This window comes from Geobacillus sp. Sah69 (assembly GCF_001414205.1).
Lineage (GTDB): Bacteria > Bacillota > Bacilli > Bacillales > Anoxybacillaceae > Geobacillus > Geobacillus stearothermophilus.
The window spans coordinates 48,597-63,510 of the sequence record NZ_LLKS01000054.1; the positions used below are offsets into that span (position 1 = coordinate 48,597).

Annotated in this window: 14 protein-coding genes and 3 pseudogenes; 14 read left to right on the plus strand and 3 right to left on the minus strand. The window is 50.4% G+C overall.

Annotated features, from left to right (window positions below):
* Positions 1-80 precede the first annotated feature (80 nt).
* On the plus strand, positions 81-377 hold the full coding sequence (locus AP057_RS12870) for a lipopolysaccharide assembly LapA domain-containing protein (RefSeq protein ID WP_033010407.1): 297 nt from the start codon (positions 81-83) through the stop codon (positions 375-377).
* 175 nt (positions 378-552) lie between these two features.
* Here AP057_RS12870 and AP057_RS12875 read toward each other — a convergent pair whose 3' ends face one another.
* Complete coding sequence (locus tag AP057_RS12875; RefSeq protein WP_183084032.1) at positions 553-1,551, minus strand: NAD(P)/FAD-dependent oxidoreductase; 999 nt, start codon at positions 1,549-1,551, stop codon at positions 553-555.
* Between the two features lie 277 nt (positions 1,552-1,828).
* Here AP057_RS12875 and AP057_RS12880 point away from each other — a divergent pair, with 277 nt between their 5' ends.
* The 8 genes and pseudogenes from AP057_RS12880 to AP057_RS12915 all read left to right on the plus strand — a co-directional run bounded on the left by AP057_RS12880 (position 1,829) and on the right by AP057_RS12915 (position 8,851).
* Positions 1,829-3,052 (plus strand): NAD(P)/FAD-dependent oxidoreductase, encoded by a 1,224-nt coding sequence (locus AP057_RS12880; RefSeq protein ID WP_055358904.1) that lies wholly within the window; start codon positions 1,829-1,831, stop codon positions 3,050-3,052.
* A gap of 155 nt (positions 3,053-3,207) precedes the next feature.
* A pseudogene (locus AP057_RS12885) lies at positions 3,208-3,706 on the plus strand (NUDIX domain-containing protein).
* Between the two features lie 126 nt (positions 3,707-3,832).
* The gene (locus AP057_RS17310) at positions 3,833-3,970 is read left to right on the plus strand and encodes a YuiA family protein (protein ID WP_160315650.1); all 138 of its coding nucleotides are present in this window, start codon (positions 3,833-3,835) and stop codon (positions 3,968-3,970) included.
* 55 nt (positions 3,971-4,025) lie between these two features.
* A complete protein-coding gene (locus AP057_RS12890; protein WP_033016313.1) occupies positions 4,026-4,349 on the plus strand; it encodes a YuiB family protein in 324 nt (107 codons plus the stop codon).
* Between the two features lie 275 nt (positions 4,350-4,624).
* Positions 4,625-5,263 (plus strand): 3D domain-containing protein, encoded by a 639-nt coding sequence (locus AP057_RS12900; protein WP_033016309.1) that lies wholly within the window; start codon positions 4,625-4,627, stop codon positions 5,261-5,263.
* A 187-nt stretch (positions 5,264-5,450) separates the two neighbouring features.
* On the plus strand, positions 5,451-6,944 hold the full coding sequence (locus AP057_RS12905) for a leucyl aminopeptidase (RefSeq protein ID WP_033016307.1): 1,494 nt from the start codon (positions 5,451-5,453) through the stop codon (positions 6,942-6,944).
* Between the two features lie 270 nt (positions 6,945-7,214).
* A complete protein-coding gene (locus AP057_RS12910; RefSeq protein ID WP_033016305.1) occupies positions 7,215-7,835 on the plus strand; it encodes a DUF47 domain-containing protein in 621 nt (206 codons plus the stop codon).
* Between the two features lie 17 nt (positions 7,836-7,852).
* Complete coding sequence (locus AP057_RS12915; protein ID WP_020756737.1) at positions 7,853-8,851, plus strand: inorganic phosphate transporter; 999 nt, start codon at positions 7,853-7,855, stop codon at positions 8,849-8,851.
* A gap of 59 nt (positions 8,852-8,910) precedes the next feature.
* On the opposite strand, the gene AP057_RS12920 is transcribed toward AP057_RS12915, so the two are convergent.
* The gene (locus AP057_RS12920) at positions 8,911-9,519 is read right to left on the minus strand and encodes a biotin transporter BioY (protein WP_055358905.1); all 609 of its coding nucleotides are present in this window, start codon (positions 9,517-9,519) and stop codon (positions 8,911-8,913) included.
* Positions 9,520-9,702: 183 nt separating this feature from the next.
* On the opposite strand from AP057_RS12920, the gene AP057_RS17590 reads away from it, so the two are divergent.
* On the plus strand, positions 9,703-9,861 hold the full coding sequence (locus tag AP057_RS17590; protein WP_021321792.1) for a hypothetical protein: 159 nt from the start codon (positions 9,703-9,705) through the stop codon (positions 9,859-9,861).
* A gap of 77 nt (positions 9,862-9,938) precedes the next feature.
* Positions 9,939-10,097 (plus strand): hypothetical protein, encoded by a 159-nt coding sequence (locus tag AP057_RS17915; protein ID WP_227412624.1) that lies wholly within the window; start codon positions 9,939-9,941, stop codon positions 10,095-10,097.
* Positions 10,098-10,353: 256 nt separating this feature from the next.
* On the opposite strand, the gene AP057_RS12930 is transcribed toward AP057_RS17915, so the two are convergent.
* Positions 10,354-11,721: a DDE-type integrase/transposase/recombinase gene (locus AP057_RS12930; RefSeq protein ID WP_050436450.1), complete on the minus strand. Its 1,368-nt coding sequence runs from the start codon at positions 11,719-11,721 to the stop codon at positions 10,354-10,356.
* 211 nt (positions 11,722-11,932) lie between these two features.
* Here AP057_RS12930 and AP057_RS12935 point away from each other — a divergent pair.
* The 3 genes and pseudogenes from AP057_RS12935 to AP057_RS12950 form a co-directional block, all read left to right on the plus strand.
* Positions 11,933-12,262, plus strand: a pseudogene (locus tag AP057_RS12935) (UPF0236 family transposase-like protein); the annotation flags it as partial.
* A gap of 1,108 nt (positions 12,263-13,370) precedes the next feature.
* Positions 13,371-14,108 carry a bifunctional 2-polyprenyl-6-hydroxyphenol methylase/3-demethylubiquinol 3-O-methyltransferase UbiG gene (locus AP057_RS12945; RefSeq protein ID WP_021322585.1) on the plus strand — a complete coding sequence of 246 codons (738 nt, stop codon included), beginning with the start codon at positions 13,371-13,373 and terminating at the stop codon, positions 14,106-14,108.
* Between the two features lie 209 nt (positions 14,109-14,317).
* Positions 14,318-14,914: pseudogene (locus tag AP057_RS12950) on the plus strand (IS66-like element ISGst1 family transposase); the annotation flags it as partial.

Here is a 14,914-nt window from a genome sequence, read left to right on the forward strand (position 1 = left end):
GGCAATGCCGAGTGAACGGCTGAAGCCGCCCGTCGCCGGAGGCCGTTTCCAGACGGCCGTCAAAGGAAGGGGGAGCGCCGATGAAAGGGCAGTTGAATTTGTTGCTGGCGCTCGTGTTGGCGCTTGTCATCGCTCTTATGGCAGTGGCCAATGTCGAGCAAGTGACGATCCATTATTTGGCCGGTGAAACCCGCCTGCCGCTCATTGTCGTCATTTTCGGATCGGCGATTGTTGGCGGTCTCGTTGTCGGCATGCTTGGTTGGGTGCGCTTGTTCAGCTTGCAGCGGCGGTTGAAGGCGGCGGAAAAGAAAAATGAGGAACTGGCAGCGCTTTTGGAGCAAACAGAGCGGCTGGATACGGCGGCCGCGAAAGAATAGCGCAATGAAAAACGAGCCCTGCTGCGACCGGGCGGCGGTTTCCGCCCGATTTGGCAGGGCGCGTTTTTTTTTTGCGTCAAACATTCTGGTTCCGTCGGGCTGTTGTTTTGGCAAGTACTGTTTTTCGTTCGTGTTATAGGCGAATCCGTTTCGGCGGTCGCCGCTTTTTTGCCGCTTAAAAGAGCGACGTGGAGTGCGCCGGCTGCATCCGCGCCGTCGGGTCGATGTACGTTTTCGCGCTGCTGATGGCGATCGGCGCTTCACCGAAGCCGCAGGCGATCAGCTTGATTTTGCCGTCGTATGTGCAAATGTCGCCGGCCGCATACACGCCAGGGATGTTCGTTTCCATGCGCGAGTTGACTTTGATCGCATTTTTTTCGATGTCAAGCCCCCAGTTTTTGATCGGGCCGAGCGACGAAATAAAGCCGTAGTTGACCACGACGGCGTCGACATCGATCGTTTCTTTCGCGCCTTCTTTCACATGCTCGAGGACGACCTGGCGGATGCCTTGGTCATCGCCGATGAGCTCGACCGGCACAAACGGCGTTTTCACGTGCACGCTTGACTTCATCAACTGTTCGACGCTATGTTCATGGGCGCGGAATTTGTCACGGCGATGCACAATCATGACGCTTTCGGCGATCGGTTCGAGCATGAGCGACCAGTCGACGGCCGAATCGCCGCCGCCGCAGACGAGCACGCGCTTTCCGGAAAACTGCCCTAAGTCGTTGATGAAGTAATGTAAGTTTTTTCCTTCATAGCGGGGAGCGCTTTCGATTTCGAGCCGACGCGGCTGAAAGGCGCCGTTTCCGGCGGTGATGATGATCGTTTTCGAATAATGGATTTGTTGATTGGTGACGAGTTTAAACGTTCCGTCCCCCTGCTTTTCGAGCGTGTCGACCGACTCGTTCAGGCAGACGGTCGGCGAAAATAGGTCCATCTGCTCTTTCAGCTGGTTGACAAGCTCTTGGGCGCGCACTTTCGGAAACCCGGCGACATCGTATATGTATTTTTCCGGATACAACGCAGCCAGCTGCCCTCCAAGCTGCGGAAGGCTTTCGATAATTTTCACTTTCATTTGCCGCAAGCCGCCGTAAAACGCGGCAAACATCCCGGTCGGCCCGCCGCCGATGATCGTGACGTCATAAAGATTCCGATCCTCTTTCACCGACATTCCTCCCCGCATATAAATAATGGCCTTACAAGTTTATCTTACCATAAATGCGCGCCGTTATAACGGCGAATTTTTGCCGGGCCGGCGGAAAAAAGGGCTTGAAAAGAGGCAAAAAAAGAACTAATATGGTTGTGGATAGATTGTTAATTTTTTGTGACAATCTGTCGACATTTTTTTGAAGGTTAACGTGAATACTTTCACAAACTTCGCTCAATAAAAATGGGGGCCGAAGCAAAAGCTATCAGAAACGTGTGGAAAAAAATTAAAAAGGGTGGAAGTGATTCAAGTGAGAAAACCAAACGTTGTCATTTTAGGGGCTGGCTATGGCGGGCTCATGACGACCGTCTGCCTGCAAAAACTTGTCGGGGTGAACGAGGCGAACATTACGCTTGTCAACAAACATGACTACCATTATGAAACGACATGGCTCCATGAAGCGTCGGCCGGCACGTTGCACCATGACCGCGTCCGCTATCCGATCCGCGACGTCATTGATCGCAGCAAGGTGAAATTCGTCCAAGATACGGTGACGAAAATCGTGCCGGGCGAAAAGAAAGTGCTGCTTGAAAATGGCGAGCTGACGTACGATTATCTCGTCATCGCCCTCGGATTCGAATCGGAGACGTTCGGCATCAAAGGGCTGAAAGAGTACGCGTTCTCGATCGCCAACATCAACGCGGCGCGGCAAATCCGCGAGCATATCGAGTACCAGTTTGCGACGTACAACGCGGAAGAGGAAAAGAAAGACGAGCGGCTGACGATCGTGGTCGGCGGGGCCGGGTTCACCGGCATCGAGTTTTTGGGCGAGCTCGTCAACCGCATTCCGGAGCTGTGCCGCGAATATGACGTCGATCCGCACAAAGTGCGCATCATTTGCGTCGAAGCGGCGCCGACCGCGCTGCCGGGCTTCGATCCGGAGCTTGTCGAATACGCGGTGAGCCAGCTCGAGCGCAAAGGAGTGGAGTTTAAAATCGGCACCGCCATTAAAGAGTGCACGCCGGATGGCATCATTGTCGCGAAAGGTGATGATGTCGAGGAAATTAAAGCCGGCACGGTCATTTGGGCGGCCGGCGTGCGCGGCAGCCGCGTCATCGAGGAATCTGGGTTTGAAGCGGCGCGGGCGCGCATTAAAGTGGACCCGTACTTGCGTGTCCCGGGGCATGAAGACATTTTCGTCGTCGGCGACTGTTCGCTCGTCATTGATGAAGAAACGAACCGCCCGTATCCGCCGACGGCGCAAATCGCCATGCAAGAAGGCCAGCTGTGCGCGAAAAACTTGGCGGTGCTCATCCGTGGACAAGGGGAGCTGGAGCCGTTTAAGCCGGATATTAAAGGGACGGTTTGCTCGCTCGGCCATGACGATGCGATCGGCGTTGTGTTCGGCAAAAAGTTGTGGGGAACGAAAGCGAGCTTCATGAAAAAAGTCGTCGACAACCGCGCTTTGTATTTGATCGGCGGTGCATCGCTCGTCATGAAAAAAGGGAAATTCAAGTTTTTCTGATGAAGGCCAAAAGAGGGCGCTCCCATCGCCAGGGGCGCCTTTTCTCATGGATGTTTCCGTTCGGGCCGGCTCTTTTTTATATGGCGGCTGACAGGGAACGGCTGCTTTCTTGTCGAAATACAAACAGGAACAACGATGGGAAAAGGATGAGGATGATGGACCACAAACGCGGAAACGTATGGATTGCCTCGGCCGGGCTTGTGATCAACGAAGCGGGCGAATGGCTTGTCGTCAAGAAAGCCTACAGCGGGCTGAAAGGCAAATGGTCGCTGCCGGCTGGATTCGTCAAGCCGGGGGAGATGCTTGACGAGGCGGCCGTCCGCGAAGTGAAAGAGGAGACGGGAATCGACGCCGAGCCGGTCGTGTTTCTCGGTTTGCGCACCGGGGTCATCGACGGAGAGATCAGCGACAATTTGGCGATGTTTCTTCTCCGCCCATTGTCGGCCGCCATTACCGTGCAGGCGGGCGAATTGTCGGCCGCTGCTTTTTTAAGCAAGGCGGCGTTCCGCGACGACCCGAACACGTCCGGGCTGCTTCGCTATTTATTGGCGCTTGAGCCGCTCGTCTCCCTTCCCCCGCATAACGGGCTGAACCCGGGTGATCCGGTTTGGGTACACGAAGTACCGCCTTTACTTAAAATCGTCAAAATCATAAGAATAATGGAGAAAATGAAAGCGAGGCGCCGATGTATTCGATTACATGAACGAAAACAGAGAAGAATCGCCGTTTTTTACAGAAAATTTTGATATATTAACAAAAAAGAAGTGGAGGGGAAGAAGAATGGCACAAACGGCGACGACGACCGATTGCGTGTACTGCGGTGGCCACGGATACGTCCAGCTTTTGCTCGGCGGATCGGAAACGTGCTGCGGCTGCCAAGGGACGGGAAGCGAGACGGAAGACGACGATGAGCATTGACTTGTCATCCGCCCATCCAGTACACTGAAAAAGGGTGTAAGGTAGGGAAGGGCGGATGCAAATGAGTTTGCCGGTTGTACTCATTTCGATGCTTTTATTTTTCGTCTTATTTTTCGGCATCGGATTTTTGTTAAATATGTTGTTGCGCATGACATGGATCATGGCTGTTTGCTTTCCGGTCATTGCGGTGTTCATTATTGACGATGTGCCATGGAAGCAGTATTGGACCGATCCGGCCGCCTCGTTTTCGGCGCTCGGCCGGAAAATCGCCTCGCTGGAAACGGCTGATTTGTTGATTTTGGCGAGCGGCTTTGCCGGCGCCCTTTGCGCCGGATGGGCGATCCGCACGCTGCGGGCGAAAGGCTATCAAATGTTCTAAGACATTTCGGATCGATCATGCTGCCCGATCGGTTGTATTTTTCGCAAAAGGGTATCAAAGGTGTTCAGGCGTCTCCGCGCAAGCGGGGGCGTTTTTTATTTTTGCGCGCCACCGTGTCTGCGGCGGCGTTTTTTCATGTTGCGGCGATGCCGGAGGGCGCCGCGGAACAGGCGCTTGGAGTCCGGTGTCATGCGTTTTTTCGATTGGCCCGCCGTTGCAATGAATATTTCGATTTTGGTTGGAGATAAATAGAGGTGTGAGAGGAGTTGAGATCATTGGATAGGTTCAGGCAGTTTGCACGCCGGACCGCGATGACGGTGTTGTTTTTCCTAGCGCTCACCGCGACGTTCCAGTCTGTTTCCGGAGTCGAGGCGGAAACGGTTCTCCGCTCCTTGTCGAGCGCATTATTGGTCGAGCATGAGCCGAGTGGCGGGACAAACGGCCGCCCGAAAAGCGGCAGTCGCTCCGCCCCGCGGCTTGAGGATCATTTTGACTGGTCAAAATATCCTTCCGTTGAAGTGGTCGCCACCGGCTATACAGCCGGCATTGAATCGACCGGGAAAACGCCTGATCACCCTGAGTATGGCATCACGTACTCCGGCGTCCGCGTGAAGCGCGACCTTTATTCGACGATTGCTGCCGATTTATCGATCTTTCCGATCGGCACGATTTTGTTCATCCCCGGATACGGGTTCGGCGTCGTCGCCGACAAAGGCGGGGCGATCAAAGGCCATCATCTTGATTTATATTATGAAACGGTCGAAGATGTCTATAAATATTGGGGAAAAAGGAAAGTGCAAGTTTACATTATCCAAAAAGGGGACGGCAAGCTGTCGGAGGAAGAATTGACGCGGTTGAACGAGGATGAAACGATGCAAGTGTTCCGGCAGCAATATTTGGAATCGAAAAGTTAAAGGAGGGCTCCCGCCTGTCAGCCGCCAAGGAGCGGATCGCTGTCGTCAGCGGGAGGAAACAGCGCCGGATGCAAAAGCGGCGCCAATTTTTTTAAATATGGCGAATTCATCCATTAGATGATCGAAATAATGGGCTTGTTTCGCTATAATGAAGACGGGAAGGCATAATCATAGAAAGGATGAGACGATGTTTACGGTAAAGCCATTGCCGTCTGTCGAAACGAACGAGGAAGCGTTGGTCATCGGCTTGTTTGAAGGGGGGCAGCCGTTTGCCGGCCTTGCCGGCGAGTATGACGCCCGCCTTGGCGGACAGCTGTCCGGACTGTGGAAGGAAGGCGACATTTCCGCGAAACGGGGGAGCATCGCCGTGATTCACCCGCTTTTGCCGGCCGGGGCGAAACGACTCTATTTTGTCGGGCTCGGCAAAAAAGAGGAGCTGACGTTTGCGCGGCTGCGCGAGGTGTTCGGCAAGCTGTTTCGCGCGTTGAAGCAGGCGAAGCGGACGAAAGCGGCGGTCGCGCTTGACACGTTTACGGCCGGGGACGTCGACGAAAACGAAGCCGCGCATGCGCTTGCTGAAGCGTATTATTTGGCGACGTATGAGTTCCCGGGATACAAGCAAAACAGGCGAGAGCGGGACTATGAGATGAAATCGCTCACCGTTTATACGGGGGCGGACGCAGCGGACATCGAGGCGAGCTTGTTCGTCGGTTCGGTATACGGGAAGGCGACGAACTCGGCGCGCACGCTCGTCAACACGCCGGGGAATTTGCTGACGGCGTCCGATTTGGCGGATTATGCCGTAAAGCTCGCTGACCGATACGATTTTGACTATGAAATTTTGGAGAAAGAAGACATGGAGCGGCTCGGCATGGGAGCGCTGCTCGCGGTCAACCAAGGGTCGAAGCAGCCGCCGAAATTGATCATGTTGAAATATCAAGGGAAAGAAAAATGGGAAGACGTGATCGCCCTCGTCGGCAAAGGGGTGACGTTCGACACAGGCGGCTACTGCCTGAAGCCGCGCGACAGCATGGTTGATATGAAAACGGATATGGCCGGCGCGGCGGCGGTGCTCGGGGCGATGGAAGCGATCGGCGAACTGCGGCCGGAACAAAACGTGCTCGCCGTCATCCCGGCGACTGACAATATGATCAGCGGCGAGGCGTTCAAACCGGATGATGTCATCACATCGCTGTCCGGAAAAACGATCGAAGTCCGCAACACGGACGCTGAAGGACGGCTCATTTTGGCCGATGCGGTGACTTATGCGAAACAGCACGGCGCCAGCTATATCATCGATGTCGCCACGCTGACAGGCGGAGTGATCGTCGCCCTTGGCACGGACAAAACAGGAGCGATGACGAACAACGAGGCGCTGTTTGAGCAGCTGCTGGAAGCATCGATGGAAACCGGGGAGTTCATTTGGCGGCTGCCGATCACCGAACACGACCGCGAGCGGGTGCGAAGCAGCAAAATCGCCGATTTGAACAACTCTCCGGGGCGCGAAGGGCACGCCATTATGGGCGGGGCGTTTATTGGCGAGTTTGCCGAAGACACCCCGTGGGTGCATTTGGACATTGCCGGCACGGCGACTGCAAAGAAAGATGGCGACCTCGGCCCGGCTGGGGCGACGGGTGTCATGGTGCGGACGCTCACCGCGTTTGTTGAACGGTTTGAATAAGCAAGACGCAAGCGGCGCTGCGATCGCCTAATTCAAGCAGGACGGGCTGAGCCGGCGGCCGCGCGATGTCGAATGGGAAAGCCGAAGCAAATGTGCATAGCTTCGGCTTTTGTTTGGCACGCTACATAATATATGGGCAGGAAAAGCGAACAAAATGTAAAGGTAATGTAAATTTTGTGTAAAATTTTTGATTGTCTTATTGTAAATGCTGTGTAAATTACTACAATAAGTAGCGGTGATTTTCGAATTCTGAGATGGAGGGTGGTCTCAATGATCTTTTCCCCAAAAAAGGACGTTTTCTTCGACATGTTGTTTAAGATTTCGGAAAATGTCAAGGAAGCAGCCCAATACTTTGTTGAGTATAAAATCCGAGGCGTGAGCGACTTGAAAGAATTCGCCCGCGTCATGAAAGAGTATGAACGGAAAGGCGATTCGTTCATCCATGAGCTTGTCGTCCAATTGAACAAAACGTTCATTACGCCGATTGAACGGGAGGACATCCATCAGCTGGCGATGAAAATGGATGATGTGCTTGACGGGCTTGAACAATGCTCCGCCCGGTTTGAAATGTTCTCATTCACGGACATTGACGAACATATGGTGAAGTTCTTCGACTATATTTACCAAAGCACGATCGAAATCGTTCATGCGCTCGAACTGCTGTCGCACAAAAAGTTGCTTGACATGCGCCAGCACGCCATTAAAATCAAGGATTACGAAACGAAATGCGACGAAATTTTGCGCGCTTCGATCAAAAACTTGTTTGTGACGCAAAAAGACCCGATTAAGCTCATCCAATACAAAGAGCTTTACGAAATGTTGGAAGAGATTGCTGACAGCTGTGAAGATGTCGCGAATACGCTCGAGACGATCATTATGCGCAACGCGTAAAAGGGGACGTTGTTTTTATGGATATGATTTTAGTCTTGACGATATTCATTGTGGTTTTCGCGTTGGCGTTTGACTTTATTAACGGGTTCCACGATACCGCGAACGCCATTGCGACGTCGGTGTCGACGAGAGCGCTCACGCCGCGCCAAGCCATTATTTTGGCTGCAACGATGAACTTTATCGGCGCGCTCACCTTCACCGGTGTCGCGAAAACGATTACGAAAGACATTGTCGATCCATTCACCCTTGAGAACGGTTCTCTCGTCATTTTGGCAGCGCTGGTTGCTGCCATTGCCTGGAACTTAATTACGTGGTATTATGGCATTCCGAGCAGCTCGTCGCATGCACTCATCGGTTCGGTCGCTGGGGCAGCCATTTCCGCCGCTGGCTGGGATGTAATCCACTACCAAGGTTTTCTTAAAATTTTGGAATCATTGATTATTTCTCCATTTTTGGCGATGGGTGTTGGGTTTGTCATTATGAGTTTGTTTCGTTTCTTATTTAAAGACGCCAATTTAACAAGAACAACCAAAGGGTTTCGTCTATTTCAAGTTGTAACGGCTGCATTGCAGGCGTATACGCATGGAACGAATGACGCCCAAAAAACGATGGGCATCATTACGATGGCGCTGATCGCTGCCGAAATGCACCACTCAGATGTCGTGCCGGAATGGGTGCGCATTTCTGCCGCCTTAGCCATGGGATTGGGGACGGCTGTCGGCGGATGGAAGATCATCAAAACGGTCGGTGGAAAAATTATGAAAATCCGCCCTGTCAATGGGGCGGCAGCGGACTTATCCTCGGCGCTCGTCATTTTTTCCGCCACGTTGTTGCATTTGCCAGTCAGTACGACGCACGTCATTTCCTCGGCCATCATGGGGGTCGGCGCCGCCCAACGGGTGAAAGGCGTCAAATGGGGCGTCGCCCGCCGCATTGTGCTGACATGGATCATCACCTTGCCGGTGTCAGCGTTGATTGCGGGGTTTGTGTACCAGATCCTTCGTTTATTCTTCTAATCCATGATCGAGGGTTTCCAAACAAAAAGCGCGCCTGTTGTCAAACAGGCGCGCTTCGTTTATGCCGCCGAACGGTCCGCGGCCGACGAGCGTCCGATCGCCCGGCAAATCCCCGGGGCGATCAAGCCGGCTGCGATCGATAGCAAAATGTCTTTTGGCAGCGGAACCAGCATCCAGCCCCATACCATTTGGTACGACAATCCTTTTGGCGCTTCGGCCCATAATTGATAAGCCATATACATCCAGTTCGTGCCGATGACATAGTTGACGACCATGCCGACCAAGGCGGCCGTGACGAAACGGGCTTTTGATGCCGGCTGCGGGCCGCGGTTGATGACCCATCCGGTCGCATAAGCGGCAACGATAAACGAAAGAATGAAGCCAAATGTCGGTTGGAAAATCATCGATAGTCCGCCGTTGAATTTGGCAAACACCGGCACGCCGGCGAGGCCGACGAGCATGTACACAATCATCGCCACCGCACCGAGCCGTCGCCCTAACACCGCGCCGGCAAGGACGCAGAAAAACGTTTGCAGCGTAATGGGAACACCGCCGACGACAAGAAACGGCGCCCACGACGTAATGTTCGCCCCGATGGCCATGAGGGCGACAAACATAGCGACAAAGGTGATGTCGAGGGCCCGAAAAGCAGGACGTTGGCGATTCATATGTAAACCCCCTTTTCTCTTGTTGTTAACAAAATCGTACTGAATGATCATTTGACTGTCAATACTTTTTTATGAGAAGGCGGGAGGCGGGGACGGAAATCATATAATTGACGGATGGAGGAGCAAACTAGACAAAACGGCGGCTGTCATCGCGGCCGCATGGACGAGGAGGATCGCTGCTCTATGGAACATGTCATGCCGGAAAAGGAAGTAAAGCAGGCCAGCAAGATGGGAGCCCATGAGGATCTGATTCACACGAGCCAAAACGACGAAGGGTATGACTTGCGCACCCCGGCGGAAATCGGGGCTCGGCAGCCGATGGATGAAAACGGCAATTCGTGAAGGCAACGAAGGATTGGGCGCAGATGGACGGGAAAGAAAAAAGTCTTGGATAGCTTCGCGCCGCGAGAAGGCCGGTGATGGATGGAAACAGATCGCAGGCCTTAATTACTTTGCCATTAGAGGGATCTTGTCATGCCGATGACATGCTGCCGGCTCGGATGCCGTGCTCGTTTTTCAATGGTTTTTTCGGCATGAAAAGAATAGAAGAAAATGAATTTATTGATTTTTATGAATAAATACCTATTTTTGATATGGTAATAAAGTTCCTTTTTTTTTTTTTATTTCCAGTAAGATTTTAATTGTAAATATATAGTTTGTTTACCATAACGTGTACTTGGTAAGGGACTGAGGTAGCGTCAAAAGTTCTATGAAAAACCCACACAGACCATCCCATCGAGCATCGTGAGGCATGTGGGGAGCCGGATTCGTCCTTGGCCAACACCCGCCACAAAGGTGCGAAAGGGTTGTCAAGGGCGACGGGGACAAAAAAAGTTAGGCCGCCTCTTGTTGGAGAAACGCTTGTGCCATGGCGATGAACTTCGTCCACCGGGCCGGCATATGCGGCAGCTCGGCGAGCTCCGGAATGACGACCGGGACCCGGCCTTCGAGCGCGCTATGCGGGCGCAGAAAGTTGAAATACGCCACAAACAGCGTCACAAAGGACACCGAGCCCTCTTCCGCGCCGAACCCATGGGTCGGGCGGCAGTTGCCTTTAAAGGTCCGGTTGAATCGCTCGATGATTGGCTTGAGTGGACGGAACTCTTCGGACACCGGGTCCTCATGGGCCAGCCCGATCACCTGGCGGATGTCAAACGAAATCCCGTGATGGGCGAAGAAGTGCTGCGCCAGCAGGTAAATGGGATTGCCGTCGACGACGAACGACAAGTCGTCCGGGATGGATGGCCGCTTCCGCAAGACATCATTGATGGCCTTGATGGCCGAGAGCGTGTCCCGATTGGGCGAGACGCGATACGACAGCACGATCTTTTTGACGGCATCGAATAGAAAGAACATGTAATGCCAGCGCCCTTTGACGCGAATATACGTCTCGTCTCCGCAGAACGATCCGGACAGCTCGTACGGGAATCGGTCGACAAAGGGCTTGATCCAAAGCGCGGCGCTGTTGGCGTAGTTGAGCACCGTCTGATGGGAGATCGACACGCCGTGGATATCCTTCATGGCGGCTGCCGTCATGCGGGAAGACATTCCAAAGTTGACATGGTACGTCAACACCAGCCCCAGAATGTGCGGCGACACAGCCAGCCGGGACAAATCGACCTTCGGCTTGATGGGTGACGAGGAAGCCAACGGTAGAAAGTCAAACAAGAACTCTCGAAACCAATACCGCACCTTGAAGGCTTGAGGATCCTGTTTGAAACGTTGGCGCTCCTTCTTCGTCATCCGTCGAAGGTTGGCCCGGTAAAACGGGCAATCGTTGTTCTTGCACTTATAGATGTTGTATTCTTTGCGTTCCTTGATTTTTTCCAGCGTCTTTTTGCAGTGCGGGCAGCGAAAGACCGCTTGCTTGGTGAACCGATTTCGGTGGTTGAACCGGCACTGGCACACTTTGCATTGGTATTGCCCTTTTCCGCCGTTATTGGCGTACAGGTAAGAAGAGGGAGCCTGGCAGCGAGGGCAGGTCAACGAATCCGGAACACGGTGTTTCGCCTTCGCGCGGCGCTGGATGGGCCGCAAAGGACGTCTGTGCTGGGCTTCGTAGTCCGCCAACAGCTTCCGGTAATCAAGGGTTTCCGGCACATCGATGATCGGAAGGTCATCGACTTGAAGTTTCCGGTACGGTTTTTGGATGGGTTCGTCCAAGTCCTCGAGATTCAACGATTTTCCCAATATCACACCCATCTAATACACGATAATTTGATATTGGGTCTTGATTATTTCAAGCAAATAGGCTAATCATTGAGGTAACAAAGCTTGTCACTCCTTTGTTTTGGCTGTTGGGTGTCGTTACCTCAATGATGGCCGAAAACAACGGGGGTGGTAAGCTTTTTTTGTTCAACCGTTGAAACCCAAGGAAAAACCGTGAGTGTGGAGGATAAACTTTTGACAATACCTGTATCCGATGGGGAGGGCTGAAAGCGTGATGAGCCAGTTGGCGTATCGGGTGAAATACCGCCGCAGTTGGACCGACAAGGGACTCAGGGCGTTTTTCAAGGCAATGATTGCCCGGATGGATGGGATTCGTCTTTTCGGACGTCGTTTCGGAGAAGGATCGTCGCATCCGGCGGAGGAAACGACATCCACTAAACAGACGGTCGTGAACAAGGCGAAACAACGCGTCCGCCGTCTTTGGCCTGAGATCACGCGGAATAACGTGCCATATTTAAAGCAATCGTCCGGGACACCGATCTATCATGCCCTGTCTGAACTCAAGGCATGGTAAAAAAAAGGTATACATATCGATCTGCCATGGCAAGGGATGAGAATTCAAAAGCGCTTACGGACTAAATTCAAAAAATGGTTTGCCAACCTATGATTTACACCTGTTTTCAGCGAATCAAAAAAGTTTCCACAAAGTCTTGACTGACTCTTAGTAATGATCCTGCTTGACATTTTTGAAAATATAATTACTAAAATTCAAAAACATCAAAAATCATAGAGCAGATGTATTTTCATGAGTGGAAAAATCATAGTTCGACAAATGGGATAGCTGTAATAATGGTTTGACCTGTTTAATATGTTTGGACCACTGATCAAGGGATGTTCACTTACAGAAAGCTGATCTGAAATCAGAACAAACAATGATCCCTACAACAGATGAGAAAAATGCTACGACATTTATCTCCCACTGATACACATGTAACGTAAAGAGATGCTTATGATTGTCGATGAACTCATTCAGCAAAAGTGAGGATCAACTTATATCCTTTGTGGAACAAGCGAAATCTTGCATGGGTTAAATCTGTGCATGGAATCGGAAAGAATGTTCAAGCCTTTATTCGAAGAATCAACCAGAACCCAGAACGAACGATCGATCATTTGTGAATTCAATTTTGTCTTCATGGGCAGTCATGGCGCCGGGAAATCACGAAAGTTTCGGGAAATGGAAATATAGACGGGTGAGGCAAGGAAACAAGAAGTTGAGGTTACACCTGGTGTGGGGTGCTCGTGCCATGGCCCGAACGAAAAACACCCATTTATCCGTGAAGTATCATCGGATCGCTAAACGAAGAGGAGTAAATCGGGCGAGTATCGCTGTGGGAAGAACGATGTTACAAATCCTCTACGTCATTTTAACCAGAAAGGAACAGTATAGAGGTATAGAGAGTTTGGAAACCTACTACTGGGATTGGTAGCGAGAAACGAACCTAGTGTGTCAAACGATGAAGCAATTTAGGGGGATAGGGTATCAAGTGAAACTGGAAAAAACGAGTGCGCATTATCGGTAAACCATATATACTGAAATTCTTTCTTTTAAAACCTACTTCTAATGGTTAGGTAGAGATCGTTCTTGTCTTTTTCGAGTTTTCAGGGTAGGAGGAGAGCAATTATTGGATATTAAAAATGATTTGAATCATTTTTTTGAGTATACTTCTTACCAAAATGCTTATGGACTTTTATACAGCCAAAAAACAGGAAAACAGGTTGCATTTTTAAAGTCCATGCTTGATACTCTTCCAAAAGAGAGTAAAATACTTGATTTATGTTGTGGTAACGGAAGACATCTTTTTTCTATTAGAAGACTAGGCTTTGATGTTATTGGCATAGATTCACATTACGAAACAGTAGCCAAAGTCAAGGAAACCGATCCCGCTGCTAATATTATGTTCTGCGATGCACGTTTTATGAATTTTATTGAAGTCTTTGATTTAGTCTACTGTTTAGAAACATCTATTGGTTACTTTAACGATGAAGAAACCATTAAAATTTTCGGTAAAGTTTATAATTCTCTAAAATATCAAGGGATATTTATTGTGCATGTTTTTAACAGGGAGTTGTTATTGAAATATTTTGAGGACAGTTCATATTTTTATGATATTTTCCACCAGCCAATTTTTGAAAGCAGGGAAATCGATTTATTAAATGGACTATTAAAAATTAGACAAAAAAGAAATAATAGCAATATAAAAGAATACCACCTTGATTTACGAATTTATACTGCTGTTGAATTAAAAAATATGTTAAGTACTGTTGGTTTTAAAATAAGCAATGTTTATGGTGATTTTGATAAATCACCGTTTTCAATTAATAGCCCTGAGTTAATTATTATTCTAAAAAAGGAAGGATAGAAATGTATAAAAAATATCGCAAATCACGTTACACAATTAAACATGAGACTCAAGAAGGTACTTTAATCTTATTTAACACTTTTTCTGGAGCTATAGCAACAATTGAAGATGTAAAAACGTAACTATTCAGCCACATCATAAAGTGAGCTGAATATTTTCTTCTTTCCTTGTCTATGATGTGAATACTGATAGACAAGGAGGTGAATCACATGTTGACGGTACAACAAGCTGTATTTACAGTTGAGAGCTTAATCGGCAAAGTCCAACAACAAAAGCAGCTCATTACTCACCAGCAACAAGTCATTGAGCAACTGTTGAAAGAAAACAAACAGCTACGCAAAGAAAATGAACAACTGAAGTACCGTGTTCAAGAGCTGGAAGCACGCACGAAAAAAAACAGCTCCAATAGCCATTTGCCCCCATCTTCTGACCGTTTTGAGAAAAAGCGTTCCTCCCGCGAGCCGTCTGGCAAAAAGCCTGGTGGGCAAGAGGGACATGAGGGGAAGACGCTCCGTCAAGTGGAACATCCACATCATCGTGTCGTCCACCGTGTGCATACGTGTCAAGGATGTGGAGCTTCTTTGCGTGAAGTCAAACCGTTCAAAGTCGATATCCGTCAAGTGTTTGATGTCCCTCCTGTGGCGATCGAGGTGACACAACATGAACGTGAAGTGAAATCGTGTCCACATTGTCGATGCGTGCAACAAGCCGAATTCCCATCCCATGTCACGAATCATGTGCAATACGGTCCACGGCTCACGGCGCTCGTTGTTTATTTACATCATATCCAATTGATCCCGTACAAG

Coding starts and splice junctions, on each gene's coding strand:
- AP057_RS17590 (WP_021321792.1), top strand. CDS start 9,703: ATGGAACATGTCATGCCGGAAAAGGAAGTAAAGCAGGCCAGCAAGATG.
- AP057_RS12890 (WP_033016313.1), top strand. CDS start 4,026: ATGCAAATGAGTTTGCCGGTTGTACTCATTTCGATGCTTTTATTTTTC.
- AP057_RS12915 (WP_020756737.1), top strand. CDS start 7,853: ATGGATATGATTTTAGTCTTGACGATATTCATTGTGGTTTTCGCGTTG.
- AP057_RS12905 (WP_033016307.1), top strand. CDS start 5,451: ATGTTTACGGTAAAGCCATTGCCGTCTGTCGAAACGAACGAGGAAGCG.
- AP057_RS12870 (WP_033010407.1), top strand. CDS start 81: ATGAAAGGGCAGTTGAATTTGTTGCTGGCGCTCGTGTTGGCGCTTGTC.
- AP057_RS12910 (WP_033016305.1), top strand. CDS start 7,215: ATGATCTTTTCCCCAAAAAAGGACGTTTTCTTCGACATGTTGTTTAAG.
- AP057_RS12875 (WP_183084032.1), bottom strand. CDS start 1,551: ATGTCGGTGAAAGAGGATCGGAATCTTTATGACGTCACGATCATCGGC.
- AP057_RS17310 (WP_160315650.1), top strand. CDS start 3,833: ATGGCACAAACGGCGACGACGACCGATTGCGTGTACTGCGGTGGCCAC.
- AP057_RS17915 (WP_227412624.1), top strand. CDS start 9,939: ATGGATGGAAACAGATCGCAGGCCTTAATTACTTTGCCATTAGAGGGA.
- AP057_RS12930 (WP_050436450.1), bottom strand. CDS start 11,721: ATGGGTGTGATATTGGGAAAATCGTTGAATCTCGAGGACTTGGACGAA.
- AP057_RS12920 (WP_055358905.1), bottom strand. CDS start 9,519: ATGAATCGCCAACGTCCTGCTTTTCGGGCCCTCGACATCACCTTTGTC.